Origin of the sequence: Mariprofundus erugo, from assembly GCF_005818865.1 — a bacterium.
In the GTDB taxonomy this organism is placed as follows: Bacteria; Pseudomonadota; Zetaproteobacteria; order Mariprofundales; family Mariprofundaceae; genus Mariprofundus; species Mariprofundus erugo.
Map to the genome: position 1 here is coordinate 1 of NZ_VBRY01000016.1, position 23781 is coordinate 23781.

The following is a 23781-nucleotide window of genomic DNA, read 5'->3' on the forward strand; positions in this document are numbered from 1 at the left end:
GGGAGAGTAGGTCGATGCCAGGAATTTACTACGGACGTCCATGTCCTTCGGGGTTTCACCCCCGTCGATATCGACGTTCAAATCGACTATCCTGTCGATTTGTAACACAAAGCCCCGCCGTTGAGAGCAATCTCCGGCGGGGCTTTTTTTTTATGCCTCTGCCCGAGCTGATACAAGCAGGGTTGTCCATCTCACATCGCACGGGTGCAATCCAGTGCCCTTATCATAAGTATTTTCCTTTTTGATTGATGCCTCCACTCTCGTAAATGGTTGTCGCGGAACAGCTTTCGCCGCAGAGGCTACATTTGTCATCCATTTGGATGACAGACAGCCCTGTTACGATACAGATATAGTTCTGCCGCCACTGATATGTCTGTGGTATCGGGAGGGGTTATGAATTTCATGTCACGCATGTGCATGCCAGGCACGCTACGTCGAATGATGCTGGCAGCTTCGGTTCTGTTATTTACTGGCTGTGCCACGGTTCACGACATGGGGCTGACTAAATCGACGAAGACACTGGATCTGAAAGGCAAAGGTCTTGTTTTGATGTCGATGGAAATTTCCAATCAATATAAAAGTGATTATCAGCCCCAGGTCATTTTAGCGTACGTCGAAACGCCGGATGCCAGGCAAAAAGCAGACAGGCATAATTTCAAGACGGATTTGGAAGGTACGGTTTCCAGCTCCAGTGGATCACGCTATCTGTTACGTATGGACCTGGAGCCCGGTCACTATGTTGTTCGAGGTGCCTCCTGTATGTATCAGGGCATATTTATAATGGCACAATGCATGATGCCCATACATGGTGATATTGAGGTGAAGGCGAACAGCGTGACATATATCGGGAGAGCCTCCGGTGTGATGCGTGAGCGGCACGGGAATGAGTTCCGTGCCGGGCCGGTAATTCCGCTGGTTGATCAGAGCGTGACCGGTTTTGCCAGCGGCACATTTGATGTCACTATCAGTGATCAGAGTCAGGAAGATATTTCTGCATATCAGGATATTTTCCCCGCTCTCAGGAAGGCTGACATCGAGGTTCATGTATTACCGCCATTTGATCGCGAGCGTGCCCAGCGCTGGTGGGATAGTAACGGCAAGGATGAGACGCAGGATGTGAAGCATGCCAGGCTGGATGCTGCTGCAGTCGAACATTAGGCCGCGCTGATTTTTTCTTTGCTTGCATCAAACACTTACGCGCCGGATTTGGCGCAATGCATCTTGTCGCCCAGCTGGCGACAGCAAAGCCCCCCAATCCGGCCATCCTGCCGGATTGGGGCGTTCGTCCATGGCTCGCTCGGAATCGCTGGATGAATCAGTGATTCCTTATCCGTTGATTTGATCGTGCAGCCTGGTCAGGTGAGTTCGTAACGTCTGAAAATTGATCGGTTTTTCAAACAGTGTGGCGTTGCGAATCTGCACTTCACGCAACATGTTCGGACGGGCGTAACCGGTAATGGCAATAATGGGCAGGGTCTTGTTGATTTTGCGTATTTCCCGAATCAGTTCATGACCATTCATCTCCGGCATGAAAAGGTCTGTGATGAGCAGGTCGATTTTTCCGCATAAGCGGTGGTAGTGATCGAGTGCCAGCTTTCCATTCTCAACGGCATGGACCTTATAACCGAGTTTATCCAGAAATCGAGCCAGAATGATGCGCCCCATATCATCATCTTCGGCAATCAGTGCCTGTTTTGCATTTGTCGAATTTATGAACACCACAGTGTTTCCCCGCCTCCCGTTTACATCATTCCCTTACGCGGAAGATAGAGATACAGTGAATCATCCGTCTCCCCCCATACAGGGGGGGGGCGATGCGTGTCTGTAACAGGAATCATTCCTCATCGAGCGAGAAAGGGGGGGATCATGAGGGTAAGGTTGTTTAACCGGTTGATTAAAGAGATTTACAGTTTATGCCTTAATAACGGCAAGCTGCAGGCAGTGTTGCGTGATCTTGCCAGCTATTGCAACTGTAAATCCGCTGCGATCGAGGTGATCAACCTTTCAAATATGCATGCGTTTTGCCAGTGGTGCGATGGACTGGGTGAGTCCGAGACATACCGCTATGTCAATTTCTTTGCCGGGTTTAAACCCTGGCTGCCCGGAATTTTGCGGATTGAGGCGTCGGGGTGTGGTGGCGAAATCTATCTGTATCGAGGTGATGAGCCTGTTCGTATTGAAGCAGGAGGTACGCAGTGGCTGACCCCTGCGCCGGGTGAGCTGGTCGGAATTTTGTTCAGGGAGGGAGATTTCCTGATTCATTTCGTGATCATGGCAGATGAAGACAGGTCTGCCGATGGCAGTACGATTCTGCAAGCGGTCAGTCTGATTTTTCCGCATGTGAATGAGGCTTTCAGGATTTTTCATGAGTTGGAGACCCTGCGTAACTACTCCAAAGGGTTTGAACAGACCATGGATCACCTCTCTTCCGGAATTCTGCTCTTCGATGGTGAGTCGCGGGTCTGTTACCAGAACCGGCAGGCCCATCATGATCTTGCCTCAACCTCGCTATGCTCCGTGGTTGCCGGGCAGTTGTATGGTGCTTCGCCTGAATCGACAAGACGTTTACGCGATATGGTGGTGCAGGCCATTGAGCATGGCCGGCTGGGACGAAAAAAGCTGGGGATGATGACATTACAGCATGGTTTTTCTGAGGATCCCCAGCTTGCTCTTGTCGCTATTCCGCTGCATCCGGATGTACTTTCGATGCTGGAGGAGCGGATGGGCATTTATGCTGCAATTCTGATCGGACGAACTGATCGTAATTCCCGAATCAATCCTGAGGTTTTACAGCTGTTGTACGGCCTCACTCAGTCGGAAGCACGGCTCGCAGTATGCCTGGCTGACGGCAGAACGCTTGACCAGTACTGCACGGATCATGGCATTCGCCTTTCTACTGCTCGTGGTTATCTTAAGCTGATTTTTCAGAAGACGGATACGAAGCGTCAGGCCGAGCTGGTCGCATTACTGCGAGGGGTACCGGTTGTGGCAAGCCATCAGGTCTGCCCCTGATCATTTCCCTGTTTAAATGCTCCTTTGTTTCTACCGCTTCCGTGGGTTGTGGTGACCGTAGTAAGAAAAATGCTGGTCTTTGAGTGCAACGTGCCCAAATCCGCATGTTGGTGGCTTAATTCGGTTGCAGAAATCATTTGAATGTGTTGCATTTGGATGCGAGCGGCCGTCTTTTCATCGGCATTCGCAGGGTGACTGTTGCCTGCAGCTGTGAGTGGAGTCGGTTAAAAGGCATTCTGGAGGCGTGGATGATTAATCTTGCTGTTGCGGATTCCGCAGATACTGCGCAAATATTTGAGGCGGTCGGCGCCGGTATTATCGTCCTTGAAATCGATGCGGAGGATTCACTCCGGCTGGTCACCAGTAATGATATTTACCGGTCGATGTACGGCATTGCCAGTGAGCCGGCTGCCGGTTGTTGTATCGATGCTTTTCTGCCCGCTTATATTCAGCGCCATTATCAGCAGCAGTTTCAGGTCTGCCGGGAGACACGGGGGGCGGTGGATTGCGAACTTCAGCTGGAGGTAAAGGGGGCCCCCTGCTGGCATCGGGTGCGCATGGCTCCCGTTTTTTCCGCTGATGAGTCGAGTCTTACGCGCATCCTTGCCACCAGCGTGGATATTACGCAGGAAAAAATGTATGCCGAGCAGCTTGATATCGTCAGCTCCCGTTTGAAAGCGATTGTCGATTCCGCGCATGATGCGATTATTTCGATCGATGAAGGTCATGCGATCAAAACCTTTAATCAGGCGGCTGAAAAGCTGTTCGGCTATACCAGAGAGTCGGTGGTGGGGAAGTCGATCGATACCCTGTTGCCACAGCGTGCGCGCCAGCATCATGCTGACCACATTCGCAGCTTTGGCCATTCATCAGCAAAGTCCAGGGCGATGGAGACCCGGGCGGAAGTGACTGGTTTACGCAGCGATGGCAGCGAGTTTGCCGCTGAAGTGGCGATTGCCAAAATTGATGTGCATGGAAAGATGGAGTTTACTGCCATTGTGCGCGATATCTCGGTTCAAATGCGTCTGCTTGACGAGCTGAGGCTGCGTGCGACAACCGATCCGCTTACGGCTATTTCCAATCGTCGTCATCTGTTGGAGGTGGCTCAAACAGAGATTGAGCGCTGTGCTCGCTATGATCATGAGTTATCTCTGTTGCTGCTTGATATTGATGATTTCAAATCGATCAACGACAACTACGGTCATGCACTTGGCGATGAGGTGCTGGTTCAGCTGGGGCGTGTGCTCAAAAGTCGTTCCCGCCTTCTTGATCTTCCTGCCCGTTGGGGCGGTGAGGAGTTTTGTCTGTTGATTCCCGAAACATCATTGCATGCTGCTCATGAGCTCTGCCTGCGCCTGCTGGAGGATATCCGCCATATCCATCTGAATATTCCGGCACTTGGCAACCGTGTCATCACAGCCAGCCTTGGCTTGGCTGCTTATCGCAAGGGGGATGATATTGATACCCTGGTGCATCTGGCGGATGAGGCGATGTATGAAGCGAAAAACACTGGCAAAAACAGGGTTTGTCTGGCCTGTGATGAGAGCGGTAAGCATAGCGGGCAAGCCCGGGTGGATGCCTGCGCCGATTAATCTTCAGAGTCATCTCTTTACATGCAAGCGACCGGCTTCGTTTTTTGCAAGCCGGTCGCTGCGTTCACCGTTACAACCTTGTGCTGAGGGTGAGCCTCACCTTCTGCTGCTCTCCTTCTTATTTTCGGATGACCGGCCCTGCTTCTCTGTATGGTCATGGTTGCCATGAGCTGTGGCCTGTTTTTCCTCATGGTTACGATCACTCTCGAATGACTTTCCGGTCGGGAAGGAGAATGCAGCAGCGGCACTGCCTGTATTGCCCGACGCATCTGTAGCCGAGACGGTCAGATTAAAGGTTATGCCACTGATTTCGAGTATCCCATGCTCCATCTCTACCCGCTCTTTTTTGCTGCGTTCAAGTTTGACGATTTGCCCCTGCGTGACCACTGTACCATTCAGGGTCGCCGTGATGGTCGGATTGGCATCGACGATATCCGTGGCCGAAAATTCGACTCTGAATGTCGCGTCATCCTCTTCACCCGATAGCCGGATCAGAGCCGCAGTGACCACTGGCGGGGTTGTATCGACCACATAGACATGCTGGATGCCTGTTGTTTTGTTGCCATTGTCATCCGTTGCTGTCCATGTGACAGCGGTGGTTCCGAGCGGATAGACGGTTGGTGCATCCGAGCTGATGGTGACCGGGAAGATATCGGTTGCGGTTGCCATGCCAATCGCCACGGTGCTTAGCAGGCCGTTGGCTTCAATATGCACATCAGCAGGCAGTGTGAGTTGGGGTGGTGTTCTGTCGACCACGGTGACAATCATCCGATCACTGCTGCTGTTATTTGAGCAATCGGTTGCTGTCACTGTGACCTCTGTTGCACCCAACGGGTACGGGCCAAGCGGGAAAATCGAGGTGGTCATCAGGTCGCAGCAGCGATCCGATGCGGATATCTGCGAGGCCACCTGATAATCGGCACCGGCAATACTGGTTGCCTCAAGGGTGACATCGTTGCCTGCATTGACGGTTGGAGGGGTGGTATCCTGCACAGTGACGGTGGTTGTCGCCGTGGAGGTGTGCCCGTTGCCATCATTGACGGTGAGAGTCACGAGCGTGGTTCCCAGCGGGAAGGAAGCGACGGGATTGATGCCGCTGGCCGTACCACCTGCCCATTCCCAGCTGTAACTCAGGATATCGGCAACATCGGGATCGGAAGAGCCTGATCCGTCAAGGGTGGTATGGGCAGTTCCCGAGCCACTGCACTCAATCACTTGCGGGGTTCCGGCATCGGCCACGGGTGGCTGGTTGGTGGGGACACCCGGAGGCGTCGAAAAGCCGCCTGCCTTTGAGATGCGTACGACTCCCCAGCCGCCTGCTGTGGTCCCGTTATCGTATCGCAAGCCGTTGGTGGAGATATAAAACGAACCATCCGGTCCTACCGATGAGAGGTCGCCGTAAAATCCGCCGGCTGCAACGATGGTTTCAGTGGCGCGGCCGGTAAAGTCCGGGCCTGAGAAGTCGGTTCTGGATATCGAGCCATCGGTATTGGCCGAGTAAATCGAGCCATCACCATATGCCATGCCATCAGGCCGGCCACTGCCGGTATAGCCATTGATACGCCCTGCATTTACAAATGCGCCGTGACTATCAATGACGCGGACCTGGGCTGCACTGAGCGCCGCCAGAATGACATGGCCGGTATCGGTTGTCGTCAGGTCATCAATAAAGGTGCCCGGATTATGGAACAGGCTTTGTACATTTGTAGCCGGGTCATAGGCGAATACCAGATTGCCACCGGATGCCTCGTTCACAATACGGCCATCCGGTAGTGTGCCGATACCGTAATAGTAGCCATTAGGAGCGACCCGGGTGGCTGTCCAGCTGATCGGGTCGATGCGGTAAAGACCAAAGGGCGAATTGCCGTAAATATAGCCATCTGTTCCATTGGTCATGCCATAGCCGAGATCCAGGCCCGGCACTGAATGCAATGCGATCAAAGTATAGACCGGTGTGCCATATACAATGCGATTTTGTTCGAGTGAGTATTCGGCGATGAGATAATTTGTACGCCGTAACATGTGTCCATCTGCGGTCCATGCCTCCCCCAGTTGGGCAGGTGAATAAATGTTGTCTGCCACGATATCCTGCTGCAGCTCCGGATCGATGAGTGAATACTGCCGGCTTGGAGAGCTTTCCGACTGGATGGCTGCGGTCAGGCATTGCCCTTTATCACCGGCCAGTCTGGCAATTTCGCAATCATCCAGCGCCCGATGAAATATTTTCACCTCATCCAGTGCACCATCAAAAAAGCGGGCATTGGTTGCTTCCGAATCCATGCCCATTCTTAATACGGAAGGAACGGCGTTCAGGTTTCCGTTCACCGGCAATGTTTGAGTCAGCACACCATTGATGAACAGCTTCAGCCCGGCGCCATCCTTATAGGTGATGGCCACATGAGTCCATGTATTCAGCGGATAGGCGCTACTGACGTAGGGCCATGCACTATTATTGGAACCGCTGACATTGTTCATGAACAGGAAGTGTTTAACGGTGCTGCCGTCTGCCTCGATCACGAAACCGCCCACATTTGCTGCACTGCGTTTGCTGATCAGATCACCGGTCAGTGAGCGCGGATTCACCCAGTAGGAAATGGTGATTTGGTCGGTGGTGGCTGTTGACGAAAGCGATGCAGAGTCCTGAATTTCGACAAAACCGGTGGAACCATCAAAACCGAGCGCTGTGCCGCTGCCATCATGTCCACCCACAAAGGATACGCCGCCGTTGATGGTACCGTTATTATTATTGCCGGACACATCATTGGCGATGACTCCCAGCCCTTCATCGAAGGTCCATAATCCAGTCAGCCCATCGTTCAGTCCGGCATATGCACCGGATGGTATCAGCATGATCAGCCCGATGATTCCTGTAATGATTCGTTTCATCTCTACCTCCTCTTTATCCGTTGCAGGCCCATGTATCATAGTTGACTTGAATACTCTGATATATGGGAGAAGGTCCCGATCTGATATGGGAAATAATCACATTTATGGGGGAGGAGCATGTTCGCGGCGGGAGGGGCATGGCCGCTTGTCGGGGAGTTGTTCCTGGTACTCTTTTGGACCGTCATCGTGCCGCATAGTTGCTCGTTGCGATGTTCGAAAAATTCATGATATTGGCGCCATGTTAAAATTCAGCTTCTTTTAAGAATCATGGCTAACACTCGTCCGATGAAGAATTCGAAGCCATTTGCCGTTCGTGGAGCTGTACCACTCCGATTCAAGCCGCTTGGCCGTTTTATTGATATTTTGCTTGAAAAAATGATGGGGCTGGATGGGCTGAACAAGCTCTATCAGCAGAGTATTCCTGCAGAGAGTTCGCAGCAATTTGTGGATCAGTTGCTTGAGCAGCATCAGGTGGCGATTCAAGTGGGCGATCTTGACTGGTCCAGAATCCCTGCCAGTGGTGGGGCTATTGTCATTGCCAACCATCCATGCGGCGGCATCGACGGCATTGTCATGGCATCGTTGTTAAAGAAGATCCGGCCTGATGTGAAAATCATGGCCAACTACCTTTTGCAATGTATTCCGGAAATGCGCGATCTGTTTATCAGTGTGGATCCATTTGCCGGAGAGGGGGCCGTACAAAGCAATATCCGGCCGCTGCGCGAGGCCATCCGCTGGGTCCGGCAGGGCGGTCTGCTGATGGTTTTCCCGGCTGGCGAAGTGTCACACTACCAGTCCCGCTATCGTAAAATTACCGATCCTCAGTGGAATGAGTCGATTGCTCATATCATCCGTCTGACCCGCGTGCCTGTTGTACCTGTCTATCTTTCAGGGCAGAACTGTCTGCTGTTTCAGGCTGCCGGATTCATTCATCCGCGTTTGCGTACGTTGATGTTGGCCAGAGAGCTGTTAAACAAGCAGGGCCATCGTATTCGGATTTGTGTTGGCAGGGCTGTTGATTATCGCAAGGTAGCCTCCCTGAATGCGTCCGCGCTGATTGACTACCTGCGTCTGCAAACCTACGCCCTGGGTGATCAGCTGGTGAGCGAATCGGTTTCGGCACCACAAAGACAAATGGAGCAGCCGATTATACCGGCAATCGACAGCAAGCTTCTGCTTGCCGAGGTGAATGCTCTTGCTCCCGGCCAGCTGCTGGTGACAGCCGGTGCGATGCGTGTGTATGTGGCGACTGCGGCCCAGATACCATACCTGTTGCAGGAGATCGGTCGCTTGCGCGAAACGACCTTTCGCATGACCCATGAGGGGACCGGAAAAGCCTGCGATGTCGACTTGTACGATGAATATTACCTGCATCTGTTTGCCTGGCACGAGCAGGCTGGTGAAGTTGTCGGTGCTTACCGGCTGGGCTTGTCGGAAGAGATTGTGCCGCGCTTCGGCATCAAAGGGCTGTATACCTATTCGCTGTTTCATTATAGCGAGGAGCTGATGCATGAGCTGAGTCCCTCGATCGAGCTTGGTCGCTCTTTCGTGCGTGAGGAGTATCAGCGCAGTTATTTGCCGCTGCTGTTGCTGTTGAAGGGGGTATTCACCTATGCCGCGAAACATCCTGAATACCGCTATCTGTTCGGGCCGGTCAGCATTAGTGACAGCTACAATACCTTGTCTCGCAAGCTGCTGATCACCTTTCTGGAGGAAAACACCTTTCTGCCTAATCTGGCCAGGCTGGTGAAACCGAGATATCCGTTTCAGTCGATGAATGAAATTGACCGGCGTTCAAGCCTGATGACCACGACGGATATCCACATGATCTCAGAGCTGATCAGTGCCTCTCAGGAAGACAGCAAAAATATGCCGGTGATGTTAAAACAGTATCTTAAACTGGGGGCCCGTCTTCTCGGCTTCAGTATTGATAAAGAGTTCAATAACGTTGTCGATGGCCTGATTATGCTCGATATGCCCCGGATCGATATTCGCACCTTGAACAAGTATATGGGGGCAGAGCTGGCTGCAGCCTATTGCAGTTATCACGGGGATATCAGCCCGGACAAAAGGCAATCTGAATGTTGATGGCGCGCGCTTTTTTGCCGTTGCCGGTAGTGATCCTGTATGCCTGAAGCTATACAGGAGCTGCTGTCATCGCACAGCTGGTGGGAAATTTGTGCGGTCCTGTTTGCCTCAACATTTGTGCATGAAGATGTTGCGATTGTGGCTGCCGGCTATTTTATCGATAAGCAGCATCTGCCCTTTATGCTGGTATTGCTTACCCTCTATATCGGCGTGGTACTGAGTGATCTGACTGTTTACGGCCTGGGCGCACTGGCCAGGCGTACGCCCTGGGCCCGTCGCTTTGTGACCGGCTTTGACAGCGAGCGTGCATCAGCGTGGGTGAGCAGTAATCTCGGCTTGCTGATTGTGCTGTGCAGAATTGTGCCGGGACTTCTGTTTCCGGCATTTGTCGCCTGTGGCTGGTTGAATGCACCATTCAGACGCTTTTTCTTCTATTCGGTCGTGACTGCGGTTCCATTCGTGGTGTTGACCCTGCTGGTCGTTCTCTTTTTCGGCGGTTCTGTTCTGCAGGGGTTGGGCGACTGGGCCTGGCTGGTGGTATTGGCATCGTTGCTGGGGCTATCCCTGCTCATCGCCCGTCATCCCCGTTTGAATATACTCGAGCGCAAGGAGCCTGCGCCTGCCGCTGATGCATGTGCAGAGGCGTGTCACCACGCCGGTATGCCTCCCCTGACGCCGGCAGCCAGAGGCGTCCGTTTGATAGAGAAAATTCCCGATGCACTCTTTTATACGCCGCTGACAATGTACTGGTTATGGCTTGGCTGGCGATATGGAAGTATGTCATTGCCAAGTGCTGCCAACCCCTGCATTGAAGGCGGGGGCTGTTGGGGCGAATCAAAAGCCGCTTCGCTGGATGGACCGGGTTCAGAACAGCGATGCTGGGTTGCCCCCTATGTCCGTTTTTGTAAATCCGAAGCGAGCCCGGACGATGGCCGCGAGCTGAACAGGGCACTTGATGCGATGCGCGAGGCCGGGATTGAATTTCCGGTTGTGGCCAAGCCTGATATCGGCTGGCAGGGCTTTGGCGTTTCACTGGTGGATGATGTGGATATGCTGGATCGCTATATCCGCTCCTTCCCGGCCGGTGTTGCCATGTTGCTGCAGGCATATATCCCGTACGAGGGGGAGGCCGGCGTGTTCTATATTCGTAAGCCCGGTGATGCCGTCGGAGTTCTCCACTCCCTCGCACTGGTTTACTTTCCCTATGTTGTCGGTGACGGGGTATCAACATTGCGCGAGCTGATTTTGAAAAATCCGCGCACCGCCGGCAAATCAGATCTCTACCTTGGCTTCAGTACCGAGCATAGCGGTTTAAGCAGTCGTGATCTCGAGTCTGTTCCGGAAGCAGGGAAGAGTGTTCGTTTGTCGATGGCTGGCAGTGGTCGGCTTGGCAGCATCTATTGTGACGGGCGCAGCTATATTACCCCTGCGATGACAGCGCGTTTTGATGCTCTGGCGCAGAGTATGCCGGAGTTCTATTTCGGTCGCTTTGATATACGCTTTAAATCACTGGAGGCTTTACAGCGTGGTGAGGAGTTCTCGATTGTGGAGATCAATGGCGCATGTTCCGAGCCATTGCACATTTGGGATGCATCCATCTCTGTGCGGGAAAAATATCGTCAGCTGTTTGGTGCGCTGGTGTTGCTGTTTGAGGTTGGCAATATCAATCGCAGTCGCGGTTTTCAGCCGCTTCCTGTGCGCGATTTTCTCGAGCTGGCGCGCAAGCAGCGGGAGCTGATCAGCAAATACCCCTCATCGACCTGAATATTCGCCCGGTTATCCGTCAATCTGCTCAGGCAACAGCGATTGCTGCCCGGGCAGGCTTTCCTCGCCCGTCCGGCAGTGGTACAACTCGGCCATGAATATTGCCGCAATGATTGGCCGGGTGGCACGCGGTGCCCACGGTGCAGAAAATCTTTCGCAAACGGATGCAGAGCTCATTTTTGATGCGCTTTTATATCCCGATGCCGACCCGCTGCAGCTGGGGGCATTTCTCATTGCCCAGCGCATGAAGGGAGAATCGGGGGAGGAGCTGGCCGGTTTTGTGCGGGCTGCCCGCCGCCATGTGACCGGTACGGCCACAGCACCTGCGCATGCGGTGGATCTCCCCTGCTATGCGGGCAAGCGCAGAGCGGCGCATGCCTGTCTTGCCGCTGCTATGCAGGCACGGGATCGTGGCATTCCTGTCTTTGTGCATGGTGTGGAGGCGATTGAGGGACGTATCACCGCCTGGCAAATTCTGTCGCAGGCCGGTGTCAGCAGGGCAGGCTCCATGGCTGATGCGGGGGAGATACTGCTCCGCGATGGTATCGTGTATGCCGACCTTGCCGATATCTGCCCCGATCTGTTCAGCATTTACCAGTTACGTCCCCGCCTTGGCGTTCGCTCATTTGCCAATACCGTGGCACGCCTGCTTAACCCCATGCGCTGTGCCGGGCAATTGAACGGATTATTCCATACGCCCTATGCCGACTATATGAGTACGGCCAACCGCTTGCTGGAACAGCCGCGTTCGCTGGTATTTATGGGGGCGGAGGGCGAGCCTGAACTGTATGCCGATCGCCAGAAGCTGATTGTTCGTCAGCAGGGCGACCGGCTCGAGCAGGTTCGTTTTGAGCCGGCGGGGGAGGAGCCTTATCCCCGTGAGTGCATGGACTTGAATGAGCTTGCCCAGCATAGTCTGGACATGCTGGGTGGTGCCATGAATGCACGTGAAAGGGCGGTCGTTCGCCGCATGGGCGAGGCCTTTTCCTGGGCGGCCTGTGGCACGCCTGCAGATGACTGGAGTGTGGAGGAGTAACTGTGGTGGCAAGGGTATTGGTTCCGTTTACAACGGGCGTGGAAGAGATTGAATTGCTGGCGGTGGTTGATTTGCTGCGGCGAGCCGGGGTCGATGTATGTATGGCCAGTCTTGATGGCAAGGCTGTGACCGGCCGTTCGGCAGTGACGATGGCTGCGGATGCCTCGCTTGAAGATGTGATGGATCAGGATTGGGATATGGTGGTGTTGCCCGGCGGCTTGCCCAATGCCCACCTGTTGCGCGATGCCCCTGCTGTCAGGGCCGTGGTAGAGCGCTTGCGCCGGCAACGCAAATCGATTGCTGCCATCTGTGCGGCACCGACAGCATTGGCTGCCTACGGTATCACTGCCGGTATGCAGGTCACCTCATACCCGGCCTGCCGCCCGGACATGGAGCGGCTGCAGCCATCATCGGTGTATAGCGATGACGCCGTGGTAGAGGATGATTTTCTGGTCACCAGTCGCGGGCCGGGCACCGCGATTGCATTTGCCCTGCGCCTGATCGCCCGCCTTTGTGGCGAAGAGAGTGCAGCAGCCATCCGGCAGGATATTGTCGCCTGATGGCTGTAGCCGGCCCTGCCATGGCGGGGCCGCGCGGCTGATTACGGTCGGTGAGATAGATATACTGGAGTTGAAATGAACGTTGTATTTGCCGGTACCCCCGGATTTTCTGTGCCCTGTCTGCAGGCATTGGTGGATGCTGATGGCATCGAGGTGGTTGGTGTGGTCTCCCAGCCTGATCGCAGGGCAGGACGAGGCATGAAACTGACTCCGTCTGCGGTCAAGCAGGCGGCGCTGGATGCCGGCATTGATGTCATTACCCCCGAGCGCCTGCGGGATCATGAGGAGGCACTGGCATGGCTGCAGCAGAAACAGCCGGATCTGCTGGTGGTCGTGGCATTCGGCATGATTTTGCCGAAGTCCTGGCTTGAGGTGCCACGGATCAGTGCCGTCAACGTCCATGCCTCGCTGCTGCCGCGCTGGCGGGGAGCCGCACCGATTGAACGCGCACTGCTGGCAGGTGACGAGCAAACCGGTGTGTGCATTATGCAGATGGAGGAGGGGCTCGATACCGGTGGTGTCTATGCCCGTGCCACATTGCCTGTCACGGCCGCAACCACGGGTCCTGATTTGTGGGCGGCACTTGCCCCGCTGGGGGCATCGTTGCTGGTGGATACCCTGCCTGCCATTGCCGCAGGTCTGCAGCCGGAGCCTCAGGCGGAAGACGGGATTACCTACGCCAGCAAGCTGAAGAATGAAGAGCGCCAGATTGACTGGTCACAGGATGCCGTGGTCATTGACCGCCTGGTACGCTGCTTTTCGCCGGCCCCCGGAGCCCGTACAACCGTACAGGGTAAATGGCTGAAACTGATTGCCGGTCGGGTGCTGGCGCGGTCGCATCAGTGCTTGCCGGGGGAAATTATCGGGCTGGATAACGGACTTGAGATCGCCTGCGGTAGCGGAAGTGTATATTGCATTGAGGTGCTGCAGCCGGAGGGTAAAAAAGCGATGGCAGCAGCCGATTATCTGCGCGGAGCTGCATTAAAGGCGGGGGATTCATTGACTGTCCTCTGATTTGATACGGGTGATCTGTCTCACTGCAGGCGCGTATCGTCCGGCTTACTCTTTGGTTGCCGATCAGAGATTGAGGAGGATATCATGCCTGCGATATTACAACTTGAACACAGCAACAGGATGAGTGCGGCAAGAGGATGGAAGGTCGCAAAGCTGATGTTACAGATCCCGCTTGCCATCCTGATGTTGTTGGCGCTGTTTCTGGTGCATTGAGCGGAGGGTAGTCAGATGGCTGCCTGATCGTGGTAACTGCGCGGTGCCCCATCCATGGTGCAAATCCGGAGTGCCACCGATAAGCATGTTATGACGGGCGTGGATTACTCTTCGCTCTCATCCTCAGGCGGGTAGATGCGAACGCGGCGAATCCAGTCGCCGTCAACACTCAGTACCTCGACCCGGACCTTGCCGATGCTCATACAGAGGCGTCCTTCCGGCCGGTCACCGAGAATTTCAACAATCAGCCCGGCAATGGTTGTGGCTCCCTCTTCGGGGAGTTCGGCATCTATGGTCGAGTTGATATCATGCAGTGCGACGGTCGCCGCTGTGACCAGCGAGCCATCCGGTTGCGGCCACATTTCAGCCGGGGTGGTGATATCCGATTCATCCTGAATTTCACCAACAATCTCCTCAATAATATCTTCGAGCGTAATCAACCCTTTAATGTCGCCGAATTCATCGACAATCAGTGCCATATGCTGGCGATTGCTCTGGAAATCAAACAGCTGGGCCAGCGCATCCTTGGTGGCCGGGATGTAGGTCGGGGTTTTCCAGATGATCGCATCGCACAGGCGCTGTTTGGTGCGGCTGATTTTCAGCAGATCCCTGATATGGATGATGCCGATAATGTTGTCCGTTTCATGCAGATAAACAGGAAAGCGGGAATATGGTTCAGTGGTGACCAGATCAAGGCAGGCGGCCACACTTTCATTGCCATCAAGCATGGACATCTGTTTGCGAGGGGTCATCAGTGCTTTCACGGCCACCTCATGCAGACTCAGGCTGCTGTTGAGCATCTGCCCTCTGGCAGGATCCAGCACGCCCGACTCCTCACTTAAATCGATCATGCTGGCCAGTTCCATATGGGTCAGCTGGCCATGCTGGGACTCAGGGATGCGCAGCAGCTTTTTGAGCAGGTCGATAATTGCCATCAGTGCGATGACCAGCGGTTTCAGTACCGCAAGAATGGCAAGCATCGGGGTGGCGACACGGCAGGCAATAATAGCCGGATGGGCCACAGCAATGGTTTTTGGCAGAATTTCAGCAAAGATCAGCACGACCACGGTCATGGCAATCGTGGCATAGAGAATGCCGGCCTGGCCGAATCGATGAACAAACAGCGTGGTCGCCAGTGCCGAGGCGGCAATGTTGACGAAGTTATTGCCCAGCAGCACGGTGGAAAGCATCCGTTCCGGCTGATCAAGCAGCTTCTCGGCCTTTTTGGCCCCCTTGTCACCATGTTCACCACGCACGCGCAATGCGGCCCTGCGTGCCCGGGTCAGGGCTGTTTCAGAGCCTGAGAAAAATGCCGATAGTAACAGCAGCAAAAACAGAATGGCGATGGCTATTGAAAAGGGGAAGCCCTCAATACCCCATGTGGCACTATCCATGTGTAATAATCAGCTGATCCAGCTTTGTACCAGCTTGACGCCGAAATAGGCCAGCATCAGCAGGATATAGGCGGCAATGACCGTGCGGCTGACGATACGGGTTGGCCAGTCGGAGCGGTAACGCTTGATCAGCAGCAGGACCAGTACGCCGAGCGAGAACAGGGCCAGCAGTACCTTATGGTTGAGAATGGCAAAGTGCTGGTATTCGACCCATTGCCATGTCAGCCCGCTGAGAATACTGATTGCAATCAATATCGTTGCGACCTTGACCTGAGCGATCATGTGGCGCTCGATATCGAACAGGGATGGCAGCGCCTGCATCAGGATGGTCATCCGCTTTTTCTTCAATGCCCGATCAAGCATGATCTGCATGACGGCATGGAATGCCGCCAGGGTCAGTACGGCATAGGCGAGCAGCGAGATCAGCAGGTGGCTGGTTTCCAGCAGCGACGAGGTGTGTACCCAGTTAGGGGTATGTGCTTCGGGCAGGAATGGAATCAGTAGCAGCGGTATGACCGTTGCCGGCAAAAGAAACAGCCCCAGCCCGCGGATGCCATGGCGCATGACACCGATAATATAGATGCCCTGTACGATCAGGGTGGCGACAGCTACACCCGTTGCCAGCGTGAAGTTGATACCACCGGCGGTAAATGAGTCCATCAGGTGAATGGCCCAAATATTCAGACCTATGGCAACAAACAGCAGTGCGGTAATCGGATTGGATGGCTGTTGACCGGGGGCTGCATGGAGGCTGAGCGCATCACGCCACAAAATGAATGAGGCCGCAAAGGTGGTGAGGCCGGCGGCGAAAAACAGCAGGCTGAACGTCATCGGGTAAATCCTGTGGCAGGCAATCCGGATATATAGAAGTCATTCATGATGGAGCGCGTTCTAGCTGATGCGTCCATGATGCGCAACGGAAAAGCCGATAAAGACGCTCGGGAAATATGACTCGATTCGCTGCGGTGACCGCGTTTATACTGATTCCTGACGGATACAGGCGGGCTGCCATTGACCGGAGCAGGGAAAATCGCACAATCCCGAATATGAAAGTGGGTGTATTATTATTGACTGCCGGTTCAGGCAGTCGTTTTGGCGGTGAGCTGCCCAAACAGTATGTCGAGGTGGCAGGGCAGGCACTCGTTTTGCATACCCTGGTTCATCTGGCGGCAGAGCCACGCATTTGCGTGGTGCAGCCGGTGGTAGCTGCCGGCGATCACCGTTTTGCCGGGCTGGTAGCCGGCCGCGATTATCCTTTTCAGCTGTTGGCGCCGGTGACAGGGGGCGCGGCACGATCTGTTTCGATGCAGCATGGTCTGGAGGCTCTGCCGGCTGATATCGATCTGGTGGCTGTGCATGATGCAGCCAGGCCGCTGCCATCGCCACGGTTGCTGGCGGATGTGATTGATACGGCTGCGCGCTTTGGTGCGGCAATACCGGGGGTCGCGGTACACGATACGATCAAACGGGTGGATGCCGATGGTCGCGTGCTGGAAACACCTGCGCGTGAACAGCTTCGTGCCGTACAGACACCGCAGGTGGCGCGGCGGGAGTGGTTCGTTGAGGCACTCGGACGCGAGAAGGAGCGGCTGCATCTGCATACCGATGATGCCTCGCTGCTGGAAGCGGCCGGATTCGCGGTTTATGTCAGCGATGGTGATGCGATGAACCGGAAAATCACAACGCCCGCTGATATGGCCTGGCTGGCGACGCAACTTCAGTCTGAATCATCCCGGGGAGGGTTTGAAAAATGAGTATGACATTGAATATACGTGTGGGCCATGGCTTTGATGTTCACCCCTTTGCCGAAGGTCGCAAGCTGATTCTCGGCGGAGTCGATATTCCTCATCAGAGAGGGCTGGCCGGTCATTCGGATGCCGATGTCCTCTATCACGCCCTGTGTGATGCGCTGCTCGGTGCAGCTGGTCTCGGCGATATCGGTCATCATTTTCCCGATTCCGATATGCAGTACAAGGATGCCGACAGCGCCCGGTTTGTGGCGGCAACGGTGAGTGCGCTCAGCGAGCGCGGCTGGACGGTGGGGAATGTGGATGTCACCGTGATTGCTCAGGAGCCGAAGATTGCCCCTCATGTTGCGGCCATGCGTGAACGTCTGGCCGGGTTGCTGCTGGTGGATCAGTCTGCTGTGAATATCAAGGCGACAACAACGGAGAGGCTGGGTTATGTCGGGCGCAAGGAGGGAATTGCCGCGCATGCGGTGGCCCTGATCTCCCGGCGACCGGGATAATTCCGCTTGGCCGAAACCCTACAACCATCCAGCGGGCGGATCTGGCCCTATCTTTCTACCCGCTGGTCATTGCGTTTACTATTTTCCGTACTGGCTGCGGCACTGCTGATTGCAGTGGCGGCGATCGGTTATTATCAGCTTCGCCTGCATGACGAATGGCATCATATCGAGGCGAATCAGCGCCATCATGTCCAGTTGCAGCGTGAGCAGCTGGCGGATGATATGCGCAATTTTGCCTATATGTTTGTCTTCATGCGCAATCAGCTGGGAGGTCACCTGCTGGATGTAAACCGGAAAGGCCGTGATGTGCTGAAGCAGGATATGCTGGCTTTTATCAGCAGCAGTGACTTTTATGATCAGATTCGTTTTATTGATCTGAGCGGCATGGAAGTGGTGCGTGTGGATTACAATCACGGTCACCCTGCCATTGTGCCGGATGATCAGCTGCAATATAAGGGCGACCGCTACTATTTCACTGAAATGATGGGGTTGAATAGCGGCAGTATCTATATCTCGCCACTGGATCTGAATATTGAGCATGGTTCGGTCGAGTTACCATACAAGCCGACGGTCCGTTTTGCTATGGCGCTGTTCGATGCCAATGGTATGCGCCGTGGCGGGCTGGTGCTGAATGTGCTGGCAGAAAGCATGCTCGCCCGTTTTCGCGATACCATGATCGATACGCCTGCCTCATCGATGCTGCTGAACAGGGATGGTTACTGGTTACACCACCCCGATAGAGAGCGGGAGTGGGGGCAGTCCGTGCAGGAACGGAGCGGGGAGAGTATGGCCATAAGCAACCCGCAGCGCTGGCAGCAAATCAACCGTGATCAGCGTGGTCAGTTTGTCGATCATGGTGAGGGTGGCAGCGGTGAGTATCTGGTCACTTTTGACAGTGTCCGTCCATTGGGAACGATGCCGCATATGCATGGGTTGAGGGTGCATATTGCTCATGACGGGCCGCAGTGGAAGGTGGTTTCTCTCTATCCCGTCGCAGCCCTGAAGGGGCAGATGCAGGAGCTGCGCAATCGGGTGGTACTGGTGGCCGTGCTGGCGCTGATACTGGTCAGTTCATTTCTTGTCATCATTTTCCGCGATCGGGATCGTGAGGATCGTTTTCGTCGGGCATTGCATATTCGCACCCGTGCAATGGATGAGGCAACTGGCGGTATTGTCATCTGCGATGCTGCGCAAGCCCATATTCCGGCTATTTATTGCAACCATGCCTTCGAGCGTATGAGCGGTTATGGCCGGGAAGAGGTGTTGGGCCATAATTGTGGTGAGCTGTTGCTGGGCGAGAAGAGTGATCCGGAGATTGCCCGGGCGATGCGTCACGCGGTTGCCGAAGGTTACGCATACAGAGGCGTTCAGCGGAATTATCGTGCCGATGGTGTGATGTTCTGGGATGAGGTCAGCATTGCACCGGTGCATGATCTGAGTGGTACACTGACGCACTATATTGCGTATCATCAGGATGTCAGTGAGCGCATGCAGGCCGATGCGCGCCAGATTCGTTTGCTGGCCGATGTAAAGAAACTTTCCCGTTCACTGCTGACGATTCGGGATCGGGAGCGTCAGGATATGGCGCATACCCTGCATGATGATATCGGACAGCTGACGACGGCACTGCAGGTCCATGTCGAACTGGCGGCCATGGCCGCCAGGGATGGAGATCATGTCAGGGAAGAGGCGGTGATCAGTGAATTGGGGATACTGGTCAGGCAACTGATGCAGTCGGTACGTAATTCACTGCAGGGGCTGCGTGCGGATCCGGTGGAGGGGACAGGGCTGGCAGAGCAGCTGCAGCAGCTATGCAGTCGCTGGCAGCGAACCGGGCTGGATGTTCAGCTGTGCCTGTATGACTGGGCGTGGTCGGATGTGGATGAGCTGCCCAGAGCAATGCAGCGCCATATCTACCATTTTATGCAGGAGGCATTGAGCAATGTTGTCCGCCATGCCGCAGCAACGAGAGTGAATATTGAGCTGGAGCATAGCGGTTCCATGCTCCATATACGGGTTCGCGACAACGGCTGTGGTTTTAATGATGAGTCGGTTAAAAAGGGCATGGGGCTGATCAGTTTGCGTGAACGTATCGAGGCGATGGGCGGGCGCTGGTTACTCGATAGCAAGAGTGGCGGCGGCACCATTGTCGGTGGAGCCATCCCGCTTGCAGATGCAGATGCAGGTGGATGAGCCACATCCTCCGGGGCAGGTTTGCACATACAGTGGACGGAGGTGTCAGGCCGTTGCACCCTTTCCATCTGTGACGTCGATTCGCAGGGCTGCTGCTCTCCTGCTCTCCTGCTCTCCTGCTCTCCTGCTCTCCTGCTCTCCTGCTCTCTTTCATGCTGGCCGGCTGGCAGGCCGGCATACAGCGCGCAGCTGTGTTCTAAAAAATCAGGAAAATTCCTAAAGCGCTGCCTGTTTGATTCTGTTTAGGGTTGCCTGCTCATGCACTGCCTGCAGGCAGAATCGTGTAAAGAGGTGTACCGACAATGATTTCGGTTCTGCTTGTAGATGACCATGTCATGGTTCGCAAAGGGTTCCGCCATCTGCTGGAGGCCTCCCCCCTGTTTTGTATTGCCGGAGAAGCGGCAACGGGGGAAGAGGGTTTCAGGCTTTATGCCGAGCTGCATCCGGATGTTGTTGTGCTGGATTTAATGATGCCCGGAGAGGGGGGGCTGGCGACATTGCGGCGATTAATCAGCCGTGATGCGGGGGCGCGCGTGCTGGTGCTCAGCATGTTTGATGAGCCGGGTATTATCCGGCGAGCGCTGGATGCCGGAGCACTCGGCTACCTGTCCAAGGGGGCTCCGATTGATGCGTTGTCACAGGCTGTGTCGACTGTGGCTGCCGGTCATCTCTATATGGAAAATAGTCTGCTACATCAGTCCGGCAGTGCTGCCGGCAGCCCGCTGGAGCTGTTAACGACGCGCGAATTTGAAGTGTTTGCCATGTTGGCAATGGGGCGCAGTGTGATTGATATCGCGGCCCTGCTGCACCTGAGTGAAAAAACAGTCGGGGCACACCGAACGAGTATTATGAAGAAGCTGGCATTAAAAAACAGCGCCGAGCTTGTCCATAAAGCGATGGCCTGGGATCTGCTGCAATCACCGTTTATCTCCGATACAGGCGATTGAACTGGTTGACATGACTCAGAAATAGGATTTTCCCTATTCACTTTGTGGTTTGTTTCGGGCTACTTTGATGCTATGAGAACCTTACTGCAAAAAGACTATAAATCTTCCGGCCTCATAGCCTTTCGCATACTGGCGGTGATTGTTCTCGCAGAAGCTTCCCTGATGGCCGGCTTCCGGCTGTTTGGTATTAACTCCTCGACCCTGGCTGCCGGTGTGAGCGATACGCTGATTCTGGCAGTGGTATCATCGCTGGTGATTTACAGCTGGGTGATCAGGCCGCTCCGACGAGCCAAACAGCAGAATGAACTGTTCAATCTGCTGGTGAATCATACCGACGCCGGCATGATTGTGACCGATCCCGACAACCAGCACGCCATTACCTATATCAATCCCGCCTATAGCCGGATGACCGGTTATGCGGAGGCGGATCTGGTCGGGGAGCATCTGTTGGACCTGCAGAAGTATGATCCTGATGCAGGTGTCTATGCCCATATGCTTGATGCTCTGGACAAAGGTCGTTCATTGCGTGCATTGCTGCGCCACTATCGCAAGGATGGATCATCATTCTGGGGGGATTTGCAGCTGAATCCGATTACCGGCCGTGATGGTGTTGTGCAGCGGTGGGTTTGGCTGATCAATGATGTCAGTGAGCAGCGCGAACTGGCCCGGCAGAATGCCCGCTGGGCCAGAGCCATGCAGCAGGCGGATGAGTCGGTTTGTGTGTTTGATGAGCAGTACCGGATCGAGTTTGCCAATGCCGCTTTTTGTGAGCATGTTGGTATGATCGAGGCGGATCTTGCCGGGGCCGATATACGTCAGTTTTTTGCAATGGATACGGACGGTGAGTCCGAATCGATGATTGAGGCGATTGAGCTGAAATTCGGCTGGAGTGGTCGAAATTGCTTCCGGCGTGCGGATGGCACCACTTATCAGGCCCTGACCAGTATGACGCCGATCGAGCAGGAGGATGATACACAGGCATTTGTGGTGGTTCATCGCGATATCACTGCCATGGTGGCCATGGAAGAACAGCTCAGGCAGGCCCAGAAGATGGAGGCTATCGGCATGCTGGTCGGTGGAATTGCCCATGATTTTAACAATGTGCTGGCAGGTATTCTGGGTAACCTCTACCTGGTGAGAAAGCGACTTCACGGAAGGCCCGAGCTGCAGGCCCGGATTGAACGGGTGGAGCAGCAGGGGTATGGCGCGGCTGGTATGGTAAGGCAGTTGTTAAGCTTTGCGCGCAAGGGGACACCGGAGGTGAAGGTGATTGATCTCGTTCCCTTTCTTAAGGAGCTGATCAAGTTTGCCCACGTTTCTGTGCCGGAGTCTATTTTGCTCGATAGCCGGATTGAGGTCGAGCGTCTGCTGATTCGATGTGATCCGGTGCAGCTGCAGCAATCACTGCTGAATCTCATTGTCAATGCCACCCATGCCGTGCACGACAAGGGCGAGGGTGGTGGTATGGGTAAAATCGAGCTGGTGCTTGATGTGGCCGAGCCGCCGGTCTCGGCGATTACAGATGGTCAGCATGGTTCATGGGCCAGAATATCGGTGCATGATAATGGCATCGGGATGGATGATGAGACAAGAGAGAGGATGTTTGATCCTTTTTTTACCACCAAAGCCAGTACGATCGGGACCGGCCTTGGCCTGACCATGGTACAGGGCTATGTGGAGATGCTGCACGGATTGATTCAGGTGGCCAGTGAGCCGGGAAGAGGGACGGCGATTACCCTCTGGCTTCCGGTGGCGATCGAGGCGTATGAGGCGGATGCGCAGAAAGAGGTGACGTTGCGTCGTGGCTCGGGTGAACTGTTGCTGCTGGCAGATGACGACCATGTCGTGCTTGATGCCCTTTCCGAAATTCTCGAAGGAGCAAATTACCGTGTCCTGTCAGCCTCCAGCGGTGAGGAGGCGCTCTCCCTGTTTGCCAGATATGAGGGGCAGCTGGATATGGCCATTCTTGATGTTGTGATGCCTTCGGGAACCGGGATCGAGGTGGCTCGTCATATGCGCTCCCGGCAACACGGATTACCCGTTGTATTTATGACCGGTTATGATCGCCAGAATGCGCTGATTACAGACGATTCAGGGCGTATGATGCTGCGCAAGCCGTGGAATATCGGCCAGCTCAATCATGTGCTGGAGTGCTCTCTTTCGGCTGAGGATCATCCCCGACGGGAAGCAATGTGAAATCGGTGGTTTGATCCGGTACATCCTGCATCAGGATATCAAATGCATACTTGCTGCCGGCCGGTGCCAGGTTGAGATCCCGAGCCGGATTAAGGTATCCGCTTTGCCGGATGCTCTCCTCATCCGGTGGCCGGATGATATGGACGATGGCGCTTCCCAGCGGCTGCCGCGGTTGCTCGACAGAGAAAAAGGTAACAGCCAGTGGTGGCAGGGGTCTGTCGGTAGCCAGCAGGTTTTGAAGCATACCGTGAACCAGCAAGACGCGTGTACCATCATCGCGGGTGATCCAGTGGGGTTTGATGCTGGCCGGATCGATGCGCCAGTCGCCGGCCCGATCCGGCAGTTGCATGCCGATGGCAAGCAGCAGACTGCGAACCTGACGGTTGTCCATCCATGCATCTTTTTGAATCCAGAAGCCGCTGGCGGCGATCAGGAGTAACAGAACCAGAAACAGCGGCCACAACCTGGCTGCTTTAGGGCGGGGAGGCGGTAGCAGCATGCCGAATGCCGGATCGTTGTCGGCGGACTCGGCGGACTCGGCGGACTCAGCGGACTCAGCGGACTCAGCGGACTCAGCGGACTCAGCGGACTCAGCGGACTCAGCGGACTCAGCGGACTCAGCGGACTCAGCGGACTCA

At 54.9% G+C, this 23781-nt stretch carries 19 protein-coding genes; 14 read left to right on the top strand and 5 right to left on the bottom strand.

The window, feature by feature from the left end:
• Window positions 1-393: 393 nt before the first annotated feature.
• Window positions 394-1158, top strand: a complete 765-nt coding sequence (locus tag FEF65_RS12820; RefSeq protein ID WP_138240220.1) for a hypothetical protein — start codon at window positions 394-396, stop codon at window positions 1156-1158.
• Window positions 1159-1326: 168 nt separating this feature from the next.
• Here FEF65_RS12820 and FEF65_RS12825 read toward each other — a convergent pair whose 3' ends face one another.
• Complete coding sequence (locus FEF65_RS12825; RefSeq protein ID WP_138240221.1) at window positions 1327-1722, bottom strand: response regulator; 396 nt, start codon at window positions 1720-1722, stop codon at window positions 1327-1329.
• 144 nt (window positions 1723-1866) lie between these two features.
• Between FEF65_RS12825 and FEF65_RS12830 the strand changes: the two genes are divergently transcribed.
• Window positions 1867-3012 (top strand): helix-turn-helix transcriptional regulator, encoded by a 1146-nt coding sequence (locus FEF65_RS12830; protein ID WP_138240222.1) that lies wholly within the window; start codon window positions 1867-1869, stop codon window positions 3010-3012.
• A 143-nt stretch (window positions 3013-3155) separates the two neighbouring features.
• Entirely contained in the window at window positions 3156-4604 is a 1449-nt protein-coding gene (locus FEF65_RS12835; protein ID WP_138260830.1) for a sensor domain-containing diguanylate cyclase, read from the top strand.
• A 96-nt stretch (window positions 4605-4700) separates the two neighbouring features.
• Here the strand turns inward: FEF65_RS12835 and FEF65_RS12840 are convergent, their stop codons facing one another.
• Window positions 4701-7490 carry a LamG domain-containing protein gene (locus FEF65_RS12840; protein ID WP_161595249.1) on the bottom strand — a complete coding sequence of 930 codons (2790 nt, stop codon included), beginning with the start codon at window positions 7488-7490 and terminating at the stop codon, window positions 4701-4703.
• A 285-nt stretch (window positions 7491-7775) separates the two neighbouring features.
• Between FEF65_RS12840 and FEF65_RS12845 the strand changes: the two genes are divergently transcribed.
• The 6 genes from FEF65_RS12845 to FEF65_RS13755 all read left to right on the top strand — a co-directional run bounded on the left by FEF65_RS12845 (window position 7776) and on the right by FEF65_RS13755 (window position 14165).
• Window positions 7776-9578: a lysophospholipid acyltransferase family protein gene (locus tag FEF65_RS12845; RefSeq protein WP_161595250.1), complete on the top strand. Its 1803-nt coding sequence runs from the start codon at window positions 7776-7778 to the stop codon at window positions 9576-9578.
• A 39-nt stretch (window positions 9579-9617) separates the two neighbouring features.
• Window positions 9618-11342 (top strand): VTT domain-containing protein, encoded by a 1725-nt coding sequence (locus FEF65_RS12850; RefSeq protein ID WP_138240226.1) that lies wholly within the window; start codon window positions 9618-9620, stop codon window positions 11340-11342.
• A 94-nt stretch (window positions 11343-11436) separates the two neighbouring features.
• The gene (locus FEF65_RS12855) at window positions 11437-12378 is read left to right on the top strand and encodes an anthranilate phosphoribosyltransferase (RefSeq protein WP_138240227.1); all 942 of its coding nucleotides are present in this window, start codon (window positions 11437-11439) and stop codon (window positions 12376-12378) included.
• A 5-nt stretch (window positions 12379-12383) separates the two neighbouring features.
• Window positions 12384-12938 (top strand): DJ-1 family glyoxalase III, encoded by a 555-nt coding sequence (locus FEF65_RS12860; RefSeq protein WP_138240228.1) that lies wholly within the window; start codon window positions 12384-12386, stop codon window positions 12936-12938.
• 75 nt (window positions 12939-13013) lie between these two features.
• The gene (fmt, locus tag FEF65_RS12865) at window positions 13014-13952 is read left to right on the top strand and encodes a methionyl-tRNA formyltransferase (protein ID WP_138240229.1); all 939 of its coding nucleotides are present in this window, start codon (window positions 13014-13016) and stop codon (window positions 13950-13952) included.
• Between the two features lie 84 nt (window positions 13953-14036).
• A complete protein-coding gene (locus tag FEF65_RS13755; RefSeq protein WP_274595112.1) occupies window positions 14037-14165 on the top strand; it encodes a hypothetical protein in 129 nt (42 codons plus the stop codon).
• Window positions 14166-14269: 104 nt separating this feature from the next.
• On the opposite strand, the gene FEF65_RS12870 is transcribed toward FEF65_RS13755, so the two are convergent.
• Window positions 14270-15559 carry an HlyC/CorC family transporter gene (locus FEF65_RS12870; RefSeq protein WP_138240230.1) on the bottom strand — a complete coding sequence of 430 codons (1290 nt, stop codon included), beginning with the start codon at window positions 15557-15559 and terminating at the stop codon, window positions 14270-14272.
• Window positions 15560-15568: 9 nt separating this feature from the next.
• Window positions 15569-16390, bottom strand: coding sequence for a cytochrome C assembly family protein (locus FEF65_RS12875; protein WP_138240231.1), 822 nt, complete (start codon window positions 16388-16390; stop codon window positions 15569-15571).
• A gap of 215 nt (window positions 16391-16605) precedes the next feature.
• Here FEF65_RS12875 and ispD point away from each other — a divergent pair, with 215 nt between their 5' ends.
• From ispD to FEF65_RS12900, 5 genes are all read left to right on the top strand, one after another.
• Complete coding sequence (ispD, locus tag FEF65_RS12880) at window positions 16606-17313, top strand: 2-C-methyl-D-erythritol 4-phosphate cytidylyltransferase (RefSeq protein ID WP_238701403.1); 708 nt, start codon at window positions 16606-16608, stop codon at window positions 17311-17313.
• 2 nt (window positions 17314-17315) lie between these two features.
• A complete protein-coding gene (gene ispF, locus FEF65_RS12885) occupies window positions 17316-17807 on the top strand; it encodes a 2-C-methyl-D-erythritol 2,4-cyclodiphosphate synthase (RefSeq protein ID WP_138240237.1) in 492 nt (163 codons plus the stop codon).
• Between the two features lie 6 nt (window positions 17808-17813).
• Window positions 17814-20000 carry a sensor histidine kinase gene (locus tag FEF65_RS12890; RefSeq protein ID WP_138240233.1) on the top strand — a complete coding sequence of 729 codons (2187 nt, stop codon included), beginning with the start codon at window positions 17814-17816 and terminating at the stop codon, window positions 19998-20000.
• Window positions 20001-20302: 302 nt separating this feature from the next.
• The gene (locus FEF65_RS12895) at window positions 20303-20947 is read left to right on the top strand and encodes a response regulator (RefSeq protein ID WP_138240234.1); all 645 of its coding nucleotides are present in this window, start codon (window positions 20303-20305) and stop codon (window positions 20945-20947) included.
• A gap of 72 nt (window positions 20948-21019) precedes the next feature.
• The gene (locus tag FEF65_RS12900; RefSeq protein ID WP_138240235.1) at window positions 21020-23143 is read left to right on the top strand and encodes a hybrid sensor histidine kinase/response regulator; all 2124 of its coding nucleotides are present in this window, start codon (window positions 21020-21022) and stop codon (window positions 23141-23143) included.
• Here the strand turns inward: FEF65_RS12900 and FEF65_RS12905 are convergent.
• A partial coding sequence (locus FEF65_RS12905; protein WP_238701405.1) for a DUF3426 domain-containing protein occupies window positions 23082-23781 on the bottom strand: 700 nt, incomplete at its 5' end. The genes FEF65_RS12900 and FEF65_RS12905 overlap by 62 nt on opposite strands.

Bases quoted from the DNA above. Each gene is read 5' to 3' on its own strand.
- FEF65_RS12870 (WP_138240230.1), bottom strand. From the start codon at position 15,559: ATGGATAGTGCCACATGGGGTATTGAGGGCTTCCCCTTTTCAATAGCC.
- FEF65_RS12900 (WP_138240235.1), top strand. From the start codon at position 21,020: ATGAGAACCTTACTGCAAAAAGACTATAAATCTTCCGGCCTCATAGCC.
- ispD (WP_238701403.1), top strand. From the start codon at position 16,606: ATGAAAGTGGGTGTATTATTATTGACTGCCGGTTCAGGCAGTCGTTTT.
- FEF65_RS13755 (WP_274595112.1), top strand. From the start codon at position 14,037: ATGCCTGCGATATTACAACTTGAACACAGCAACAGGATGAGTGCGGCA.
- fmt (WP_138240229.1), top strand. From the start codon at position 13,014: ATGAACGTTGTATTTGCCGGTACCCCCGGATTTTCTGTGCCCTGTCTG.
- FEF65_RS12840 (WP_161595249.1), bottom strand. From the start codon at position 7,490: ATGAAACGAATCATTACAGGAATCATCGGGCTGATCATGCTGATACCA.
- FEF65_RS12895 (WP_138240234.1), top strand. From the start codon at position 20,303: ATGATTTCGGTTCTGCTTGTAGATGACCATGTCATGGTTCGCAAAGGG.
- FEF65_RS12855 (WP_138240227.1), top strand. From the start codon at position 11,437: ATGAATATTGCCGCAATGATTGGCCGGGTGGCACGCGGTGCCCACGGT.
- FEF65_RS12850 (WP_138240226.1), top strand. From the start codon at position 9,618: ATGCCTGAAGCTATACAGGAGCTGCTGTCATCGCACAGCTGGTGGGAA.
- FEF65_RS12875 (WP_138240231.1), bottom strand. From the start codon at position 16,390: ATGACGTTCAGCCTGCTGTTTTTCGCCGCCGGCCTCACCACCTTTGCG.
- FEF65_RS12820 (WP_138240220.1), top strand. From the start codon at position 394: ATGAATTTCATGTCACGCATGTGCATGCCAGGCACGCTACGTCGAATG.
- FEF65_RS12830 (WP_138240222.1), top strand. From the start codon at position 1,867: ATGAGGGTAAGGTTGTTTAACCGGTTGATTAAAGAGATTTACAGTTTA.
- FEF65_RS12845 (WP_161595250.1), top strand. From the start codon at position 7,776: ATGAAGAATTCGAAGCCATTTGCCGTTCGTGGAGCTGTACCACTCCGA.
- ispF (WP_138240237.1), top strand. From the start codon at position 17,316: ATGACATTGAATATACGTGTGGGCCATGGCTTTGATGTTCACCCCTTT.